We start from the raw sequence: 16,418 nt of genomic DNA on the forward strand, positions 1-16,418 counted from the left end.
CAAGCGGCGATAGAGGTAGAGAGATGGCGTTACTCAATGTAGATAAACTGTCGGTGCACTTTGGCGAGGGGGCGCTGCCGTTTCGTGCGGTAGACCGCATCAGCTATCAGGTGGAACAAGGGCAGGTGGTCGGTATCGTCGGTGAGTCCGGCTCCGGCAAATCGGTCAGTTCACTGGCTATCATGGGGCTGATTGATTTCCCCGGCAAAGTGATGGCCGGTAAGCTGGAGTTCAACCAGCGTGATTTACAGACGCTCTCTGATAAGGAGCGGCGTCAGCTGGTGGGCGCGGAAGTGGCGATGATCTTCCAGGACCCGATGACCAGCCTTAACCCGTGTTACACCGTGGGCTACCAGATTATGGAAGCCATCAAAGTGCATCAGGGTGGCAACCGTAAAACCCGGCGCGCGCGCGCGATTGATTTGCTCAATCAGGTGGGGATTCCTGACCCGGAATCGCGGCTGGATGTGTATCCGCACCAGTTGTCGGGCGGGATGAGCCAGCGCGTCATGATTGCGATGGCGATCGCCTGTCGGCCGAAGTTGTTGATAGCAGACGAACCGACCACCGCGCTCGATGTGACCATTCAGGCGCAGATCATCGAACTGCTGCTGGAGTTGCAGCAAAAAGAGAACATGGCGCTGATCCTGATTACCCACGATTTGGCGCTGGTGGCGGAAGCGGCGCACCACATCATCGTGATGTACGCCGGGCAGGTGGTGGAATCGGGCAAGGCGGCGGACATTTTCCGCGCCCCGCGCCACCCCTACACCCAGGCGCTGCTGCGCGCGCTGCCGGAATTTGCCGCAGACAAATCACGGCTGGCGTCGCTGCCGGGCGTGGTACCGGGGAAATATGACCGGCCGAACGGCTGTTTGCTCAATCCGCGCTGTCCTTATGCCAGCGATCGTTGCCGTCAGGAAGAGCCTGAGATGCGGGACATTCCCGGTCGTCAGGTGAAATGTCACACACCGCTGGATGATGCCGGGAGGCCAAGCGTATGAGCCAGACCATGAACGCTGCCGGGCAGCCATACCTGCTGGAAGCGATTGATTTGAAAAAACACTACCCGGTGAAAAAAGGGCTATTCGCGCCGGAGCGACTGGTGAAAGCGCTCGATGGCGTTTCGTTCACGCTGGAGCGCGGCAAAACGCTGGCAGTAGTGGGCGAGTCTGGCTGCGGCAAGTCCACGCTGGGCCGCCTGCTGACCATGATTGAAACGCCGTCACACGGCGAGCTGTATTATCAGGGTCAGGATCTGCTCAAGCCAGACCCGGCGGCGCAGAAGCTGCGTCGCCAGAAAATTCAGATCGTGTTCCAGAACCCGTATGCGTCGCTCAACCCGCGTAAAAAGGTCGGGCAGATCCTGGAAGAGCCGCTGGTTATCAACACCGAGCTCACCAAAGCCGAACGGCGCGAAAAAGCGCTGGCGATGATGGCGAAAGTGGGGCTGAAAACCGAGCATTACGACCGCTACCCGCACATGTTTTCCGGCGGCCAGCGCCAGCGTATCGCTATCGCTCGCGGGCTGATGCTTGACCCGGATGTGGTGATCGCTGATGAACCGGTGTCTGCGCTCGACGTGTCGGTGCGCGCACAGGTGCTAAACCTGATGATGGACTTGCAGCAGGAACTGGGGCTGTCTTACGTGTTTATTTCGCACGACCTGTCGGTGGTGGAGCACATCGCGGATGAGGTGATGGTGATGTATCTGGGCCGCTGCGTCGAAAAAGGCAGCAAAGACGCGATTTTCAACAACCCGCGCCACCCGTACACCCAGGCGCTGTTGTCTGCGACGCCGCGCCTGAACCCGGACGCGCGCCGTGAGCGCATCAAGCTGACCGGCGAGCTGCCAAGCCCGCTCAGTCCGCCGCCGGGCTGCGCCTTCAACGCACGTTGCCAGCACCGTTTCGGCACCTGCACCCAGTTGCAACCGCAGTTGAAACCGCACGGCGAGCAACTGGTCGCCTGCTTTGCGGTAGAGCAGGAAGACAGTCAGGCAAGCTGACCTGCGGGCAGTGAAGCATCAGGACGGCTCCGGTTAACCAGCGGGGCCGTTTTTTTATGCACAAACATCGGCCCGTTCATCATTGATGAGGCGTTTTGGATCTTTCGCGCCTGATGTTCCCTATTTGTATCCCTGTATTGTGCCTGTTTCATGAGGCGACGCGGAGAGAAACGCAATAACCTTTAGAAAAATTCAATAAATAAGCTGTGATTCTAATAAGAATGATTAATTTATTTTACTGTTTTGCAGGCTAATCGCCGCTGTTTTTTTGTGAAATATGTAAATTTCATTTTAATTTTTATGAAGTGCTCGGCGTGAATAGATTAATTTATACGGTGATTATCGACCTTTTGACAGTCCATCACATAAATTTATGGTCGCATAAGTAATTGTGCTGTTTATTCGTATTAAAGGCCGGATTACTTACAGGATACTTATTTATTTTTCAGAGGGAATTTACCTTCGTCACAAACATAGGTATAAGACTAATCTTAAAAGATTGTTTTTTGCGCTGCCGCCCGGCGGCGTATTTCGGCCACCCTTTCCCAGGGAAATGACAGTCAGATGAACAGTTATGATGATATGCAGCGCTTTAGGGACAAAGCCCAAATAAAAGATATTGATTTCAGGGACATGTCCAGCCAGATGTTGCAGTCAGATGCTGTTGCATGGCCATTGATGAAACAGTTGTTGCGCAACCCGGCTGAGGATAACTCATTGTCTGGTACGCAATTAACCGGTGTGGCGCAACCTGTGCTGGTCAGCGCTTCGTTATTTAACGAACCGGCGGCTGCCGCGCCTCATCTCCCTCGTTTAACGCCGAAAACGGCCGTGCCGGATGCCGCGCCTTCGCTGTTGAGTGCCGTGGCCGCGTCGCTGCCGCCTGTGGTGGCAACAAAGCCGGTCGCGCCAGTGCAACCATCACTGCCACAACCGGTGAGTGCACCTGCTGAGCCGGTGGCTGAGGTCACGCTGCTGCATAAAGAGCAATGGCAAACACCGGCTGCTCCGCTTGCGGTGCGCCCGGCGGCCTTTGCCGCCGCCGCTGGGGAGGCGGCGGAAAACGGTCGTTTTAGGGCGTTGTTCAGTAGCCGCAGCCAACCAGACAATACCCCCTCATTATCAAAAACGATGTTATTAAAACCCTTGCTGGAGAAGATTGCGTTATGCCGTTAGTGTGTGTGTGTTCTCCGAAAGGGGGTGTCGGAAAAACCACCATGGCAGCCAATCTGGCTTATGCGTTAGCCCGTGGGGGAAGTAAAGTGCTGGCGATTGATTTTGATGTACAAAATTCATTGCGCCTGCATTTTGGTGTGCCGCTTACCGACGAGCGGGGATTCGTCGCCAAATCCGCTGAAACGCCGGACTGGAGCCAGTCCATTCTGACCAGTGACGACAATATTTTTGTGCTGCCTTACGGCGGCGTAACGGAAGAACAGCGGCTGGCGTTTGAGCATAATCTGGCCAATGACCCGCTGTTTTTGCGTCGTGGCCTGAGTACCGTGATGAATTATCCCGGCCTGGTGGTGATTGCCGATTTTCCACCCGGCCCGAGTCCGGCGCTGAAAGCCATGACCGAGCTTGCCGATCTCCATCTGGTGGTGATGATGGCGGATACTGCTTCGTTATCGTTAATGCCACAGATTGAGAACAACAAACTGACCGGTCAGGAGCTCAACCGCAAAAAAGGCACTTATCTGCTTTTAAATCAGACGGATAATCGCCGTGCGCTCTGTAGTCAGGTGGCCTCGTTTGTTCAGCAGCGTATGCCGGACAAACTGATAGGCAGCGTACACCGTGATGAGAGCGTTGCTGAAGCCAATGCCTCCCAGCGTTCGATTTTTGATTTCAGCCCGGTGTCTGCGGCGGCGTTTGATATTGAGCTTATCGGAAAGCGTGTGGCAGCGTTGCTGGATATCCGCATCGGTAATGGCGAAGTACAGGCTGATTTTCCTGCATATCAGGCCGTGTCAGGTCGATAATGCGAACATAACCTGACACCCTGCATGGACTCACATCCCTGGCCCTTTGTGGGGGCAGGGCATGTTCTTACGGACTTTTTTCATCCATCGACTTCAGGATAATCTATGAAAAAGATCCTGTTTTTGGCGTTATTGTTGGTTTTGCTGCCGGTTGCGGTGGTGGTGGTTATCACCCCGATGGACAGTGAAAAACAATATATCTTCGGCCTGATCAGTATCGGATTGATGCTTTTATTAGGGCAGAGCAAACGCCGGACGGTGACCGTCATACTGGTGGTGATGGCGACACTGACGTCTACTCGCTATATCTATTGGCGGGCGACGGAAACCCTGCACTTTAACTCGGAAATCGAAGCGATTCTGGGCATCGGGCTGTTTGTCGCCGAGTTGTACGTATGGGTCATTCTGATGCTGGGCTTTTTGCAAACCACCTGGCCGCTGGAACGCACTATCGAGCCGATGCCGCAAGACACGGACGTGTGGCCAACGGTGGACGTATATGTTCCCACCTATAACGAAAGCCTGGATGTGGTACGCGATACCGTGCTGGCGGCGCAATGTATTGATTACCCACGCGATAAAATGAAGGTTTACCTGCTTGATGACGGTAAGCGCAGCGAATTTGCCGTTTTCGCCGCTCAGGCAGGGGTCGGGTATATCACTCGTGATAACAATGCCCATGCCAAAGCAGGCAACCTCAATCATGCCCTGAAACTGACACAAGGTGAGCTGATTTGCGTGTTTGACTGCGACCACGTAGCCAAGCGAATCTTCCTGCAAGCGACCGTCGCCCCGTTCCTGTCAGACCCGAAACTGGCGCTGTTACAGACGCCGCACTATTTTTACTCGCCCGACCCGTTTGAACGTAACCTGCGCGCGGCGCGGCAGATCCCCAACGAAGGGGCGCTGTTTTACGGCCCGGTGCAGCAAGGCAATGATTTGTGGGATGCGGCCTTTTTCTGTGGCTCTTGTGCGGTGATTCGCCGTTCCGCGTTAGATGACATCGGCGGGTTCGCGGTTGAAACCGTGACCGAAGATGCGCACACCGCGATGAAAATGCAGCGTAAAGGGTGGAAATCCGCGTTTTTGGCGATTCCGCTGGCTGCGGGCCTGGCTACCGAACGTTTGGTGTTGCATGTGATTCAGCGTACCCGCTGGGCGCGCGGCATGGCGCAAATTTTCCGGGTGGATAACCCGTTGCTGGGGCGCGGGCTGACGTTGCCGCAGCGTTTGTGCTATCTCAATGCCATGCTGCACTTTCAGTTTGGTTTGCCGCGAGTCGCCTTCCTGACGGCTCCGCTCGCTTATTTGCTGTTTAATCTCAATATCATTCACTCATCGGCGTTGATGATTTTTGCCTATGCGCTGCCGCATCTGGTGATTTCGATGTACGTCAACTCACGGATGACCGGGCGCTTTCGCTACAGTTTCTGGGGTGAAATTTATGAAACGGTGATGGCGTTTCATTTGGTTATCCCAACGCTGGTGACGCTGATTTCACCCAAACATGGCAAATTCAACGTGACCGATAAAGGCGGCTTGCTGGACGAAGGCTTTTTTGATTTTCGTATCGTCCGGCCGCATCTCATCGCGTCGCTGCTGCTTGGGGCTGGGGTCGTGGCCGGGATTACCCGCATCGTCGCCCATGATTATTTCAACGTTGACCCCTATGTGATTGTGCTCAATCTGGTGTGGGCGATGTTTAGTCTGCTGACGTTACTGGCAGCGATTGCCGTGGCGCGGGAAACCAAACAGGTGCGTAAAACCATCCGCGTTGATGTGGATGTTCCGGCGATTATTCACTATGCCAGTGGCATTGCATCACGTACCACCACGGTCAACCTGTCGATGGGCGGTGCGCAGCTAAACGCCCCGGACAAACGCCACGAGCATGATGAAATCGAAGCCATTGAGCTGTTACTGCAATCGAGCGAGATTTGCCTGCCGGTGCAGTCTGTGGCGGCCGATGATGGCAAAATTCGCCTGCGTTTTGATGATATTCCGCTCTCCCAGCGCCGGGCGCTGGTGCGGGTGGTGCTCTCGCGTGCCGATGCCTGGATCAATCCGCCCTATGCTCAGGATCGCCCGTTGCGTTCACTGTGGGCGGTGGTCAAAACGGTGTGCGAGTTCTTCTGGCTCAGTCTCACAACGCGCAGTAAAAAACCGGCGTCTGCACCGGTGGATGTGAAAAAAGAGGATGCCGCAACATGATGACACCCGGTTTTTTGACTACCCTGCGTGTTAACGCGAACGCGCTGGCAGCGAGACTGCCGCTGTCTTTGTGGATAGCCGGTGTGATGGCCCTGAGTTCAGCCGCGGTACTGGCTGCGCCAGAGAATGATGACGCGCCGTTGCCGATGATGTTAAGCCCTGGCGGGAATGCAGCCCAGCATGCGGTGACGACCCCGGCGACGGGCCCGGCTAATATTCCGGCGATGCCGCCCATTGTGTCACCGCCGGTTGCTACCCCTTCGGCCTCACCAGCAGTAACCTCGCCGTTTTTTGTGCCGTCGGACTCGTCTGTTCCGGCTGTGCCTGCACCGGGCGGTGATGCTACCCGTGCGGATTTGCCTGCCACCACGCCGCCGCTTCCTGCCATCGTCGCACCGGATAACGCGACGACGGATGCCGCGGGCGCAACGACGCCATCAATGCCACTGCCTGTGGGCGGCGATGCCGGGTATCAGCCGCTGGCCAGCCGGGTTTCCGTTGCCCAAATGGGGCAGTCCCACGGGATTACACTGGCCGGTGGCCAGACGCAGGCGGGTGTAATGTTTACCCTGCCGGGCGACCAGGTTGTGACCAATGCGATGCTGGATTTATCGCTGCGGGTGTCACCGGAGCTGGCGGCACTTAATGCGTCGATGCAACTGATGCTCAATGGCCAGCCGCTTGGCACGGTGCCGCTGAGTGCGGCAACCGGTGAAAGTACCCGCTTTCAGCTCGATATTCCCGCCGCGATGGTGGTGTCGAGCAATAACCTCAGTTTTCGTATTAATGATGCCGAGCGCCTGCTGTGTGAGCGCGACAGCGCGACCCGTTATAACCTGACTATTTTGCCTGAAACGACCTTGCAACTCGAAGGCCAGCAGTTAGATATCGGCACCCGCTTGAGCAACTTCCCGCGCCCGTTTATTGACCCGCTGCAAATGACGCCAGCGGTGGTGCCGATGGTGTTCCCCGAGCAGGTAAACCCAGGCCAGGTTGGTGCGGCATCGCTGGTGGCTTCCTGGCTTGGTATGCGTATGGATGGTTACGGCGCGAGCTTTCCGGTGATACGCGATGCGCTGCCGGAGAAAAGCGGCATCGTGTTTGGCCACCCCGGTGACAAAGTGGGGACGCTGGTGTTGCCGCCGGTGAGCGGCCCTACGCTGCAACTGGTGGATAACCCGGTAAACCCGGTCTACAAGCTGATGCTGGTCATTGGTCAGGACGAAGTACAGTTGCGTCAGGCCGCTTACCGTCTGGTCAGCCAACCGCTGGACGGTGACGGGGCGACGCTGTCGGTGCCGCCTCAGACCATCACGCCCCGCCGCCCGTATGATGCGCCGCGCTGGATCAATACTGACCGTCCGGTGCGGTTTAGCGAACTGCTGCGTAAAGACCAGAACATGACGGTCAGCGGTATCTGGCATGAAGCGTTACGTATCAACTTTCGGGCGGCCCCGGATCTGTTCTTGTGGGATGGCGACACCATTCCGGTAAAAGTGGATTACCGTTTTCCTTCAGAGAGCTGGATTGATGAAGATCGCTCCTACCTCAATGTGATGCTCAACGGCACGTTTCTGCGTAACCTGACGGTCAACAAAGTGGGGTTATTGCAGCGGGCATGGCGGGAAATGGGCGGCGACAGCCGTCAGGAAACCTACACGCTTAAGGTCGATCCTTACCTTATCTACGGTTACAACCAGTTCCAGCTCTATTTTAATATTCGCGCCAAAGATGATGCCCCGTGCAGTGTGTTGCAAAATAACAACATCAAAAGTCAGATTGCAGACAGCGCCTCTATCGACTTAAGCCGGACGCGCCATTTCACGCTGTTGCCTAACCTGTCTTACTTTGTCGGGGCTGCGTTCCCGTTCTCCCGGCTGGCGGATTACGCCCAGACGGTGATGTTGCTGCCGGAAAAACCCACCAATGCGGAGATTGGCCTGCTGCTGGATTTGGCGGGCCGGGCGGGTGATGCCACCGGCGTCAGCCTTAATGCGGCTAAAGTGATGTTTGGCCTGCCTGCCAATGCGGGCGATCGCCTGAAGCTTGAGAACAGCGATGTGCTGGCAGTGACATCCCTTGGGCAGAGCGCGTTTAACAAGAGCCTGCTGGCGGACTCTCCTTTTGGTGTGAACGATCGCGCCTTCTCGGTCAGAACCCAGAGTAGCTGGGAACATGTGCGCACGTTGTTGACCGGCGACTGGGATCGCACGCCAATCGATGCCGATCGCTATTTTTCATCGAACGAAGCCTGGCGTGGGTTCCTGAGCTACCGCTCGCCGTGGAATAACGGACGGGTCGTGGTGGTGGCCACCGGCAGCAGTGATGAGCAGTTATCGCACCTCTACAGCGATTTGAATTCGCCGGGTATTAATGCGGCCATTCGCGGTGATACGGCAATTATCACCAACGAAAATGGCGTGCGCAGTTTCCGGGTCGGGCCGCAGTTCCCGGTGGGCGAAATGCCCTGGTATATGATGATTATCTGGTATGCCAACCAGCACTCGGTATTGCTGGCGCTCAGTGCGTTGTTGCTGGCCGCGGTAATCGGGGCTGGGCTGACATCCCTGCTCAGAATGCAGGCAGAGAAACGGCTGTCTACCCGGCGTGATGCGGGTTCAGGTAAAAAATAAGCGAGCCACTTATGAAGATTACGACATTAACGGCCCGAATTCGTCAGGCGTGCGCGTTTACCTCGGTGATGATAAGCACGGCAGCGGTGATGGGGGGCGTGTTCTTGACCCCGGCACTGGCCGCCCAGACAAACCCGGCGCTACAGGCGTTGTTTGATCAGGCCGATTACTGGCACCAGCGTTCTCATGATGATCTGGCTCGCGATGCGTTGCAGAAAATCCTGATGGTGGATGCCAACAATACGCAGGCGCTGTATTTGATGGCGTTGTACGCGCAAAACAACGGTGACAATACGGAAGCGGCAAAGTGGCGTGAGCGGCTCAGTAAAGCCTCGCCGCAAGACTCGCGTTTACAGGCACTGGATAATGCGCGGCAGGCGGCTACCGTGCCGCAGGCGCAGCTGGCACTGGCGCGTCAGCAGGCGCGCAGCGGCAACATCAGCGCTTCATTACAGACCTGGCGCAACCTGTTTAGCGGCGCACAGCCGCCCGCCAGCATTGCGGCAGAATATTATCTGACGATGGCAGGCGATCGCACCTTGTTGCCGCAGGCGGTTGACCACCTGCGGGAATTTGTCGCCGCCCACCCGCAAGACACCAATGCCAGCGTGGCGCTTGGCAAAGCACTCACCTATCAGGAGCCGACCCGGCGTGAAGGATTGCAGATATTAAGCGGGCTGGCTTCCGGTAGTGCAGATGCCGATCAGTCGATGCGTCAGGCCCTGCTGTGGTTGTCGCCCAAAAGTGACGATGCGTCGTTGTATCAGCTTTATCAGCAGCGTCATCCGCAGGATTCGGCGGTCATGGATTACTACCGTAAAAACGTCGGTGGTGCAGAAAAAGACAAAGGGTTTACCGCACTCAATAGCGGCGATATTTCCAGCGCCCAGACGGCGTTTGATCAGGTATTGAAAGCCAATCCGCAAGATGCGGATGCGCTGGCGGGCATGGGTTACGCCGCCCAGCGCCGCGGCGATTTTGCCTCCGCCGCGGCGTATCTGGAGCGTGCGGCGCGTCAGGGCGGTGAAAACAGCGCCCAGCGTCAGCAGCAGGCGGAGGATGCCCGTTTCTATGCCCAGCTCGCCTCCGCCCAGCAAGCCATGAAAAACGGTGATACCACCCAGGCGCTGGCGATAAGCGAACCCTTGGTTCAGGCCAGCGGGGAGAAGGGACTGGCGGCAAAACTGTTCCGCGCCGATGTGCTGCGCCGTACCAATAATTTTGCCCAGGCTGAACGGTTGTACCGCGACATTCTGCAAGCCGATGCAGATAACCGCAGCGCCAAAGAAGGCCTGTTTTATGTGTTGCGAGAGCAAAACCGCAGCGCAGAGGCCAATACCCTGTTTTCCGCACTGCCTGAAAGCGTGCGCCAGAGTATGACACCGCGTCCGGCCGTGGTCGTGACCAGCTCGCCGGTGCGTAAAGAGGCGCAGCAGGCGCTGGCAGCCGGCGACAGGGCGCGTGCCATCGCACTGTTGCAACAAGGGATTGCGCGTTTCCCTAATGACGGCTGGCTCAGGCTTGATCTGGCGCGGATTTACCAGCAGCAGGGCAATACCGCTGAAGCCACCGCGCTGATGCAGCCGTTATTTCGGCCTGCGGCCAGTGCGGATGATTTATACGCGGCTGCGCTGTTTGCCAGTGAAAACAGCGCCTGGCAACAAGCCAGCACACTGCTTGCGCGTATTCCGGCTCACAACCAGAACGAAGAGACGCGTGCGCTGGCGCGCCGGGTGAATTTCAATCTCCAGATGGCCACCGCGCAGACGTACCTGTCTCGCGGGGAAAATGCCGCAGCGGCCAATACATTAAGGGCATTGTCGGCAACACCGCCCGAGAATCCGGTCGATGCCGGTAAGCTCGCGCAATCGCTGGCGGCCGCCGGGGAGACACCGGCAGCGGTTTCTGTCGTGCGTAACAACATGCAGCGTGGCGTGCAGGGCAATGCCGGTGATTATGCCGCCCAGATTGGCGTACTCAATCAGGCCGGGCTGAGCGATGAGGCGCAATCGTGGCTCAATCGCCCTGAACTGGTGGCACGCAGCACCGCCGCCCAGCTTGATGATTTACGCACCGGTTTTGTCATTCGTGATGCTGACCGTCTGCGTGAAAACCAGCAATATGCTCAGGCTTACGACACGCTGGCGCGGGCGTTGCAGCGCTCACCGAAAAACACCGATTTGATGTTTGCTATGGCGCGGCTCTATCAGTCGAGCAAGATGAATAAAGAAGCTGCCGATGTGTATGACTATCTGCTGTCGCATGATTCGCCGACGCAGGAAGCCCGCGTCGGAGCCATTAATATGGCACTGGCCCGCAATGATGTGGCGAAAGCCCATACGCTGTCGGCCGGTTTACAGGGTGAGCCAACGCCGGATCGACTCTTGCTGCTGGCGCGGCTTGCTGATGCGCAGGGCAACCGCGATCAGGCACTAGCCTATTTGCGTTCTGCCCGCGCTAAAGCGGTGGGACTGGATGGCGTCGCATCCGGCAAGGCCACGACAATTGGCGGGTTGGCGATGGCGGATAACCCGTTTATTCATCGTGCGAGTGCCGCGGGCACGAGCCAGACTGCGTCTTCTTACGGCCGTGTGCTGCCGTGGCAGCAACGCGGCAGTGTCGCCATTGGCGACACTGCGGTGGTGGCGGATACCACCACCGCAGTGTCGCCATTGGCGACACTGCGGTGGTGGTATCCGCCACCACCCAACAACAGGCTGCGACGCTTAACCAAATCAACACCAATGATGGATGATTTGGAGCGCGACAGCGGCGGCTGGCTACAGGGCGGCGTGCAGGTGCGATCCCGTGATGGGGAGTCCGGCCTGAGCCGCCTGACCGAAGCCAAAGCGCCGCTGACCTGGTCGAGCAGCTCGTTTAGCGATACCCGCATCAATTTTAGCGTGACGCCAATGACCATGAACTCTGGCAGTGCCAGCGGCGATGCCTATCGGCGTTACGGTGCCGGTGCCGGGGCGCAGGCGGTACAAGGTATGGTTGACACAATCAATGCAGAGATTCGTAACATGCAGGCGCAGCTTGCCAGCGGTAATACGTCTGCATTCGCTACCTTGTTACGCAGTCAGAATATTGATCCTGCAACTGTAAATACCATTAATTTTGACACCTTGAATCCTTTGACCACTCAGGGGCAAGCCAATCTGACGGCACTTAACGGTAATACCGCGATTCGAAACTATCTTCTGGCCTCGTCGAATAAGCCGAATGTTAATACCGCAAGCTCCAGCGCAACAGATACCCAAAAAGCCTCCGGCGTTGAGCTGAATCTGGCGTTGATCGGCAAAAACTACAAACTGGATTTCGGCAGCACGCCGCTTGGCCAGGAGCTGAACACGCTGGTCGGTGGGGTGCAGTGGTCGCCAAAACTGACGGACTTTCTTACGCTGGTGGTGACAGGCGAGCGCCGCGCGGTGACGGATAGCCTGCTCTCTTATGTTGGCAGCAAAGAGGCGTTTAGCGGCCAGCGCTGGGGGCAAGTCACCAAGAATGGCGGTAACGTGTTACTGAGCTATGATAACGGCGATGTCGGCTTCTATGGTGGTGGCGGAGCCTACAGCTATCTTGGTGAGAATGTTAAAAGCAACCGGGCATTGATGGCGAATGCCGGTGCCTATATTCGCCCGGTACACGATCGTGACCGCGAGTTGAAAACCGGCATCAGTCTGAGCTGGATGGATTTTGACAAGAACCTGAGTTATTACAGCTACGGTCAGGGCGGCTATTTTAGCCCGCAGAATTATGTGTCGGTTTCCGTGCCCATCGAGTGGAGCCAACGATACGATGACCTGAATATTAAGGCGGGTGTTTCTGTGGGCTATCAGTCCTATACGCGCGATAAGAGCGATTATTTCCCGAATAACCCGGACTGGCAGGCATTTCTGGATAATGCGGTGACCAACGGGTTTGCCAAAGAGTCGCATTATGCCAGTGATAGCAAGAGCGGTGTTGGCTATAACGTGCATGTTGGAGCGGATTACCGCGTGACCAAAGATATTACCGTAGGCGGGCAGATGGGTTATGACACCTTTGGCAACTATAATGAAACCACCGGTCAACTCTATTTCCGCTATGGGCTGGGAGGCAAATAAGCATGATGGAATTACCGCAACATGCGCTGAATTATTATCGCCAGCAACAATTGCCACCCGGCTGGGCGGATCTGCTCGGGGTCATTATTGATGGCATGATGGATAACGCCGGTGAACAGGACGGGCTGGCGTTTTTGCGCCAGATGGGGATTCAACTGGCGGGGCGTTATCCGCTTGCGCAGGCTGAAACGGTGATGGATCTGGAGCGAGAAATGAACCGGGTGTTGTCGTTGTTTGACTGGGGCTGTGTTGACTTGCAGCCGCGTGAAACCCGGCTTGAAATTCATCATCTGGCGCTCCCTGAACCGGTAGGGGAAGGGCGGGGTGCCCGCTGGCGGATGTCGATGGCCGCGGTGCTACAAGGTGTCTACGGTCGCTGGTTGCGTGAGCAAGGCGGGGCCGAGCATGTCGTGTTGTCTTGTGAAGGGATTAACAGCGAGTCTGGCCTGGTATTTCATTACCACGGCGAAATGCGCTGAAACGGGAGATGTCATGGTAAAGCCAATATGGCGTGGCTGGGTATGGGTGTTGATGGTGTGGTTGAGTGCCTCGGCAAGTGCAGCAACCGGTTGGGAAAGCTATAAAAGCCGTTTTATGACGCCGGAAGGGCGGGTAATGGATACCGGCAATAAAAACATCAGCCATACCGAAGGTCAGGGGTTCGCCATGCTGATGGCGGTACAATACGGCGATCGGGTTGCGTTTGATAATCTGTGGAACTGGACGCGGGCGAATCTTAAAAATAACACCAGCGGCCTGTTTTACTGGCGCTATGATCCGGCATCCACCACGCCGGTAGCCGATAAAAACAACGCCTCGGACGGTGACGTACTGATAGCCTGGGCGTTGTTAAAAGCCGGTACAACATGGCAGAACGCCGAATATCTGCAAGCCTCGGACAGTATTCAAAAAGCCATTCTGGCGGGCAATGTGCTGCAATTTGCCGGGCGCACCGTCATGTTACCGGGGGCGTATGGCTTTAATAAAAACAGCTATGTCATTCTCAATCCTTCCTACTTTTTATTCCCGGCCTGGCGTGATTTTGCCAATCGCAGCCACCTGCAAGTGTGGCGGCAGTTGATCGATGACGGTTTATCGCTGGTTGGCGATATGCGATTTGGCTCAGTCGGTCTGCCGACAGACTGGGTGGCACTGAATGCCGATGGCTCGATGGCCCCGGCGACCGCCTGGCCGTCACGCTTTAGTTATGACGCCATCCGCATTCCGCTCTACCTGTACTGGTATGATGCGAAAACCACGGCGCTGGTGCCGTTCCAGCTCTACTGGCGCAATTATGCCCGCCTTAGCACTCCGGCCTGGATTGATGTGCTGAATAGCAATGTCGCGCCTTACGCGATGCAGGGTGGGTTGCTGGCGGTACGCGATCTGACGATGGGCAATCTGGCAGGCATTGAGAGCGATTTGGGCCCCTCAGAAGATTACTATTCATCCAGCCTGCATTTGCTTGCTCTGTTGGCCAAAAACAGCAGATAAGAATGGCGCTTCAATGCGCCAGATAAGTACGGCGAAGGAGTTGCCTCGCCGCCTCCTGCCGCTGGCATTACCTGTGCCAGCGTGTGTTGATGCAATATTTTACCCGCCGTTAACTAAATTGTTACTTGTGATCTTATTCACAAACGATGCTTATGAATCCGCGCAGAATAGCTTAACGGAGCGCGCTTTCGGGGAATGATCGCCGTCTCTTTCGGGGTGATGTTGCTTATAAATTAATTTAATGTTTTAAATATGATTTGGTTGAAGCGATTCAGCTCTTGTTTTTAACCTGATGTTCACAAACTAAAGTTATAAAAGTATCCGGCCTGTTATCGGGGTGTTATTTTCCGGCGCAAGCACAGGCGGCAACTTTTCGTTCTTTGTCCTCCGTGTGTTTTTCCATCAAAGGACGTCACACTATGAAAACATCAATATTCAAAAGCCTTTATTTTCAAGTTCTTTTAGCGATTACTGTTGGGATATTGTTGGGTCACTTCTACCCGGCACTGGGGCAGCAGATGCAGCCTCTGGGCGATGGATTCGTAAAACTCATCAAAATGGTGATTGCGCCCGTCATCTTCTGTACCGTCGTCACTGGTATTGCCGGCATGGAAAGCATGAAAGCCGTCGGCCGTACGGGTGCTGTCGCGCTGCTCTACTTTGAAATTGTCAGTACACTGGCGCTTATCATTGGGCTGGTGGTCGTTAACGTTTTACAGCCGGGCGTGGGGATGAACGTTGACCCGTCATCCTTGAATGCGGCGGCAGTGGCCAATTATGCCACTGAAGCCGGTAAGCAGGGTGTGGTGCCGTTCCTGATGGATGTTATTCCTTCCAGCGTGATTGGGGCGTTTGCCAGCGGCAATATTTTGCAGGTGCTGCTGTTTGCCGTGATGTTTGGTTTTGCGCTGCATCACCTCGGTGAGAAGGGCGCGCTGATTTTTGATGTGATAGACAGCTTCTCCAGAGTGGTGTTTGGCATCATCAACATGATTATGCGTCTGGCTCCGCTGGGGGCGTTTGGTGCCATGGCGTTCACCATCGGTAAATACGGTGTGGGTACGCTGATACAGCTCGGGCAGTTGATTATCTGCTTCTACATTACCTGTATTCTGTTTGTGGTACTGGTGCTGGGTTCTATTGCCAGAGCCACCGGTTTTAGTATCTTCAAGTTTATTCGCTACATCCGTGAAGAGTTGCTGATCGTGCTGGGGACATCATCTTCTGAGTCTGCGCTGCCGCGTATGCTGGAGAAGATGGAAAAACTGGGCTGTAAAAAATCGGTCGTGGGCTTGGTCATTCCGACCGGCTATTCGTTCAACCTTGATGGTACGTCTATTTACCTGACGATGGCCGCGGTGTTTATCGCCCAGGCAACCAACAGCCACATGGATATCTGGCATCAGATAACGCTGCTGGTTGTGTTACTGCTCTCTTCTAAAGGTGCCGCGGGTGTCACAGGTAGCGGGTTTATCGTTCTGGCGGCAACGATTTCAGCCGTCGGTCATTTGCCGATTGCCGGTCTGGCGCTGATTCTGGGTATCGACCGCTTTATGTCCGAGGCCCGCGCCCTGACCAACCTTGTGGGTAACGGTGTGGCCACCGTCGTGGTTGCCAAATGGTGTAAGCAACTCGACAGCAATAAGATGGATAACGTGCTGTCTGGCCGCGATGGCGATGCTGTCGCCCCGTCCCGTCCCTCCTGATTAGATAGCGGTTGTTGACGCTTGCCTCACCCACCGTTCGTCTGGCGAACGGTGGGTGTTTTTCATTCATTCTGTGCTAAATTTGTTCGCCGCCGATTTTTTTTACTCTTATTTCACGCTGTTGAGTGACATAGACGAAAGCACGCTGTCTAACGGGGTGGTACACTTCGCCTCTCTTTATTGCGTGGCGAAAGAGTGTGGCGAACATACCCGTCATAGTTTACCTTGCAGGCGCGTTGACGGCCTTTGCGGGCACCGGTTTGTTATGTATTCGG

Annotated in this window: 10 protein-coding genes; all 10 read left to right on the plus strand. The window is 55.9% G+C overall.

Annotated elements, in window-relative coordinates; all coding sequences use genetic code 11:
• The first annotated feature begins 23 nt into the window (after nt 1–23).
• The 10 genes from dppD to DAQ1742_RS00425 all read left to right on the plus strand — a co-directional run bounded on the left by dppD (nt 24) and on the right by DAQ1742_RS00425 (nt 16,143).
• A complete protein-coding gene (dppD, locus tag DAQ1742_RS00380) occupies nt 24–1,004 on the plus strand; it encodes a dipeptide ABC transporter ATP-binding protein (RefSeq protein WP_035345166.1) in 981 nt (326 codons plus the stop codon).
• Nucleotides 1,005–1,012: 8 nt separating this feature from the next.
• Nucleotides 1,013–2,008, plus strand: a complete 996-nt coding sequence (gene dppF, locus DAQ1742_RS00385) for a dipeptide ABC transporter ATP-binding subunit DppF (protein WP_180706305.1) — start codon at nt 1,013–1,015, stop codon at nt 2,006–2,008.
• Between the two features lie 564 nt (nt 2,009–2,572).
• Nucleotides 2,573–3,184, plus strand: a complete 612-nt coding sequence (bcsO, locus tag DAQ1742_RS00390) for a cellulose biosynthesis protein BcsO (protein WP_035345160.1) — start codon at nt 2,573–2,575, stop codon at nt 3,182–3,184.
• Nucleotides 3,175–3,990 (plus strand): cellulose biosynthesis protein BcsQ, encoded by an 816-nt coding sequence (bcsQ, locus tag DAQ1742_RS00395; protein WP_035345157.1) that lies wholly within the window; start codon nt 3,175–3,177, stop codon nt 3,988–3,990. The genes bcsO and bcsQ overlap by 10 nt, the downstream gene beginning before the upstream one ends.
• 105 nt (nt 3,991–4,095) lie before the next feature.
• Entirely contained in the window at nt 4,096–6,201 is a 2,106-nt protein-coding gene (bcsA, locus tag DAQ1742_RS00400) for a UDP-forming cellulose synthase catalytic subunit (RefSeq protein WP_051124147.1), read from the plus strand.
• Nucleotides 6,198–8,834 (plus strand): cellulose biosynthesis cyclic di-GMP-binding regulatory protein BcsB, encoded by a 2,637-nt coding sequence (gene bcsB / locus DAQ1742_RS00405; RefSeq protein WP_232046571.1) that lies wholly within the window; start codon nt 6,198–6,200, stop codon nt 8,832–8,834. The genes bcsA and bcsB overlap by 4 nt, the downstream gene beginning before the upstream one ends.
• An 11-nt stretch (nt 8,835–8,845) precedes the next feature.
• Complete coding sequence (locus tag DAQ1742_RS00410) at nt 8,846–12,943, plus strand: cellulose biosynthesis protein BcsC (RefSeq protein ID WP_180706201.1); 4,098 nt, start codon at nt 8,846–8,848, stop codon at nt 12,941–12,943.
• 2 nt (nt 12,944–12,945) lie between these two features.
• Nucleotides 12,946–13,422, plus strand: coding sequence for a cellulose biosynthesis protein BcsD (gene bcsD, locus DAQ1742_RS00415; RefSeq protein WP_035345151.1), 477 nt, complete (start codon nt 12,946–12,948; stop codon nt 13,420–13,422).
• A gap of 13 nt (nt 13,423–13,435) precedes the next feature.
• Nucleotides 13,436–14,437: a glycosyl hydrolase family 8 gene (locus DAQ1742_RS00420; RefSeq protein ID WP_035345148.1), complete on the plus strand. Its 1,002-nt coding sequence runs from the start codon at nt 13,436–13,438 to the stop codon at nt 14,435–14,437.
• A gap of 419 nt (nt 14,438–14,856) precedes the next feature.
• Nucleotides 14,857–16,143, plus strand: a complete 1,287-nt coding sequence (locus DAQ1742_RS00425; RefSeq protein ID WP_035345142.1) for a dicarboxylate/amino acid:cation symporter — start codon at nt 14,857–14,859, stop codon at nt 16,141–16,143.
• The last annotated feature ends 275 nt before the right edge of the window (nt 16,144–16,418 follow it).

This window comes from Dickeya aquatica (assembly GCF_900095885.1).
Classification (GTDB): domain Bacteria; phylum Pseudomonadota; class Gammaproteobacteria; order Enterobacterales; family Enterobacteriaceae; genus Dickeya; species Dickeya aquatica.

Bases quoted from the DNA above. Each gene is read 5' to 3' on its own strand.
- dppD (WP_035345166.1), top strand. From the start codon at position 24: ATGGCGTTACTCAATGTAGATAAACTGTCGGTGCACTTTGGCGAGGGG.
- dppF (WP_180706305.1), top strand. From the start codon at position 1,013: ATGAACGCTGCCGGGCAGCCATACCTGCTGGAAGCGATTGATTTGAAA.
- bcsO (WP_035345160.1), top strand. From the start codon at position 2,573: ATGAACAGTTATGATGATATGCAGCGCTTTAGGGACAAAGCCCAAATA.
- bcsQ (WP_035345157.1), top strand. From the start codon at position 3,175: ATGCCGTTAGTGTGTGTGTGTTCTCCGAAAGGGGGTGTCGGAAAAACC.
- bcsA (WP_051124147.1), top strand. From the start codon at position 4,096: ATGAAAAAGATCCTGTTTTTGGCGTTATTGTTGGTTTTGCTGCCGGTT.
- bcsB (WP_232046571.1), top strand. From the start codon at position 6,198: ATGATGACACCCGGTTTTTTGACTACCCTGCGTGTTAACGCGAACGCG.
- DAQ1742_RS00410 (WP_180706201.1), top strand. From the start codon at position 8,846: ATGAAGATTACGACATTAACGGCCCGAATTCGTCAGGCGTGCGCGTTT.
- bcsD (WP_035345151.1), top strand. From the start codon at position 12,946: ATGATGGAATTACCGCAACATGCGCTGAATTATTATCGCCAGCAACAA.
- DAQ1742_RS00420 (WP_035345148.1), top strand. From the start codon at position 13,436: ATGGTAAAGCCAATATGGCGTGGCTGGGTATGGGTGTTGATGGTGTGG.
- DAQ1742_RS00425 (WP_035345142.1), top strand. From the start codon at position 14,857: ATGAAAACATCAATATTCAAAAGCCTTTATTTTCAAGTTCTTTTAGCG.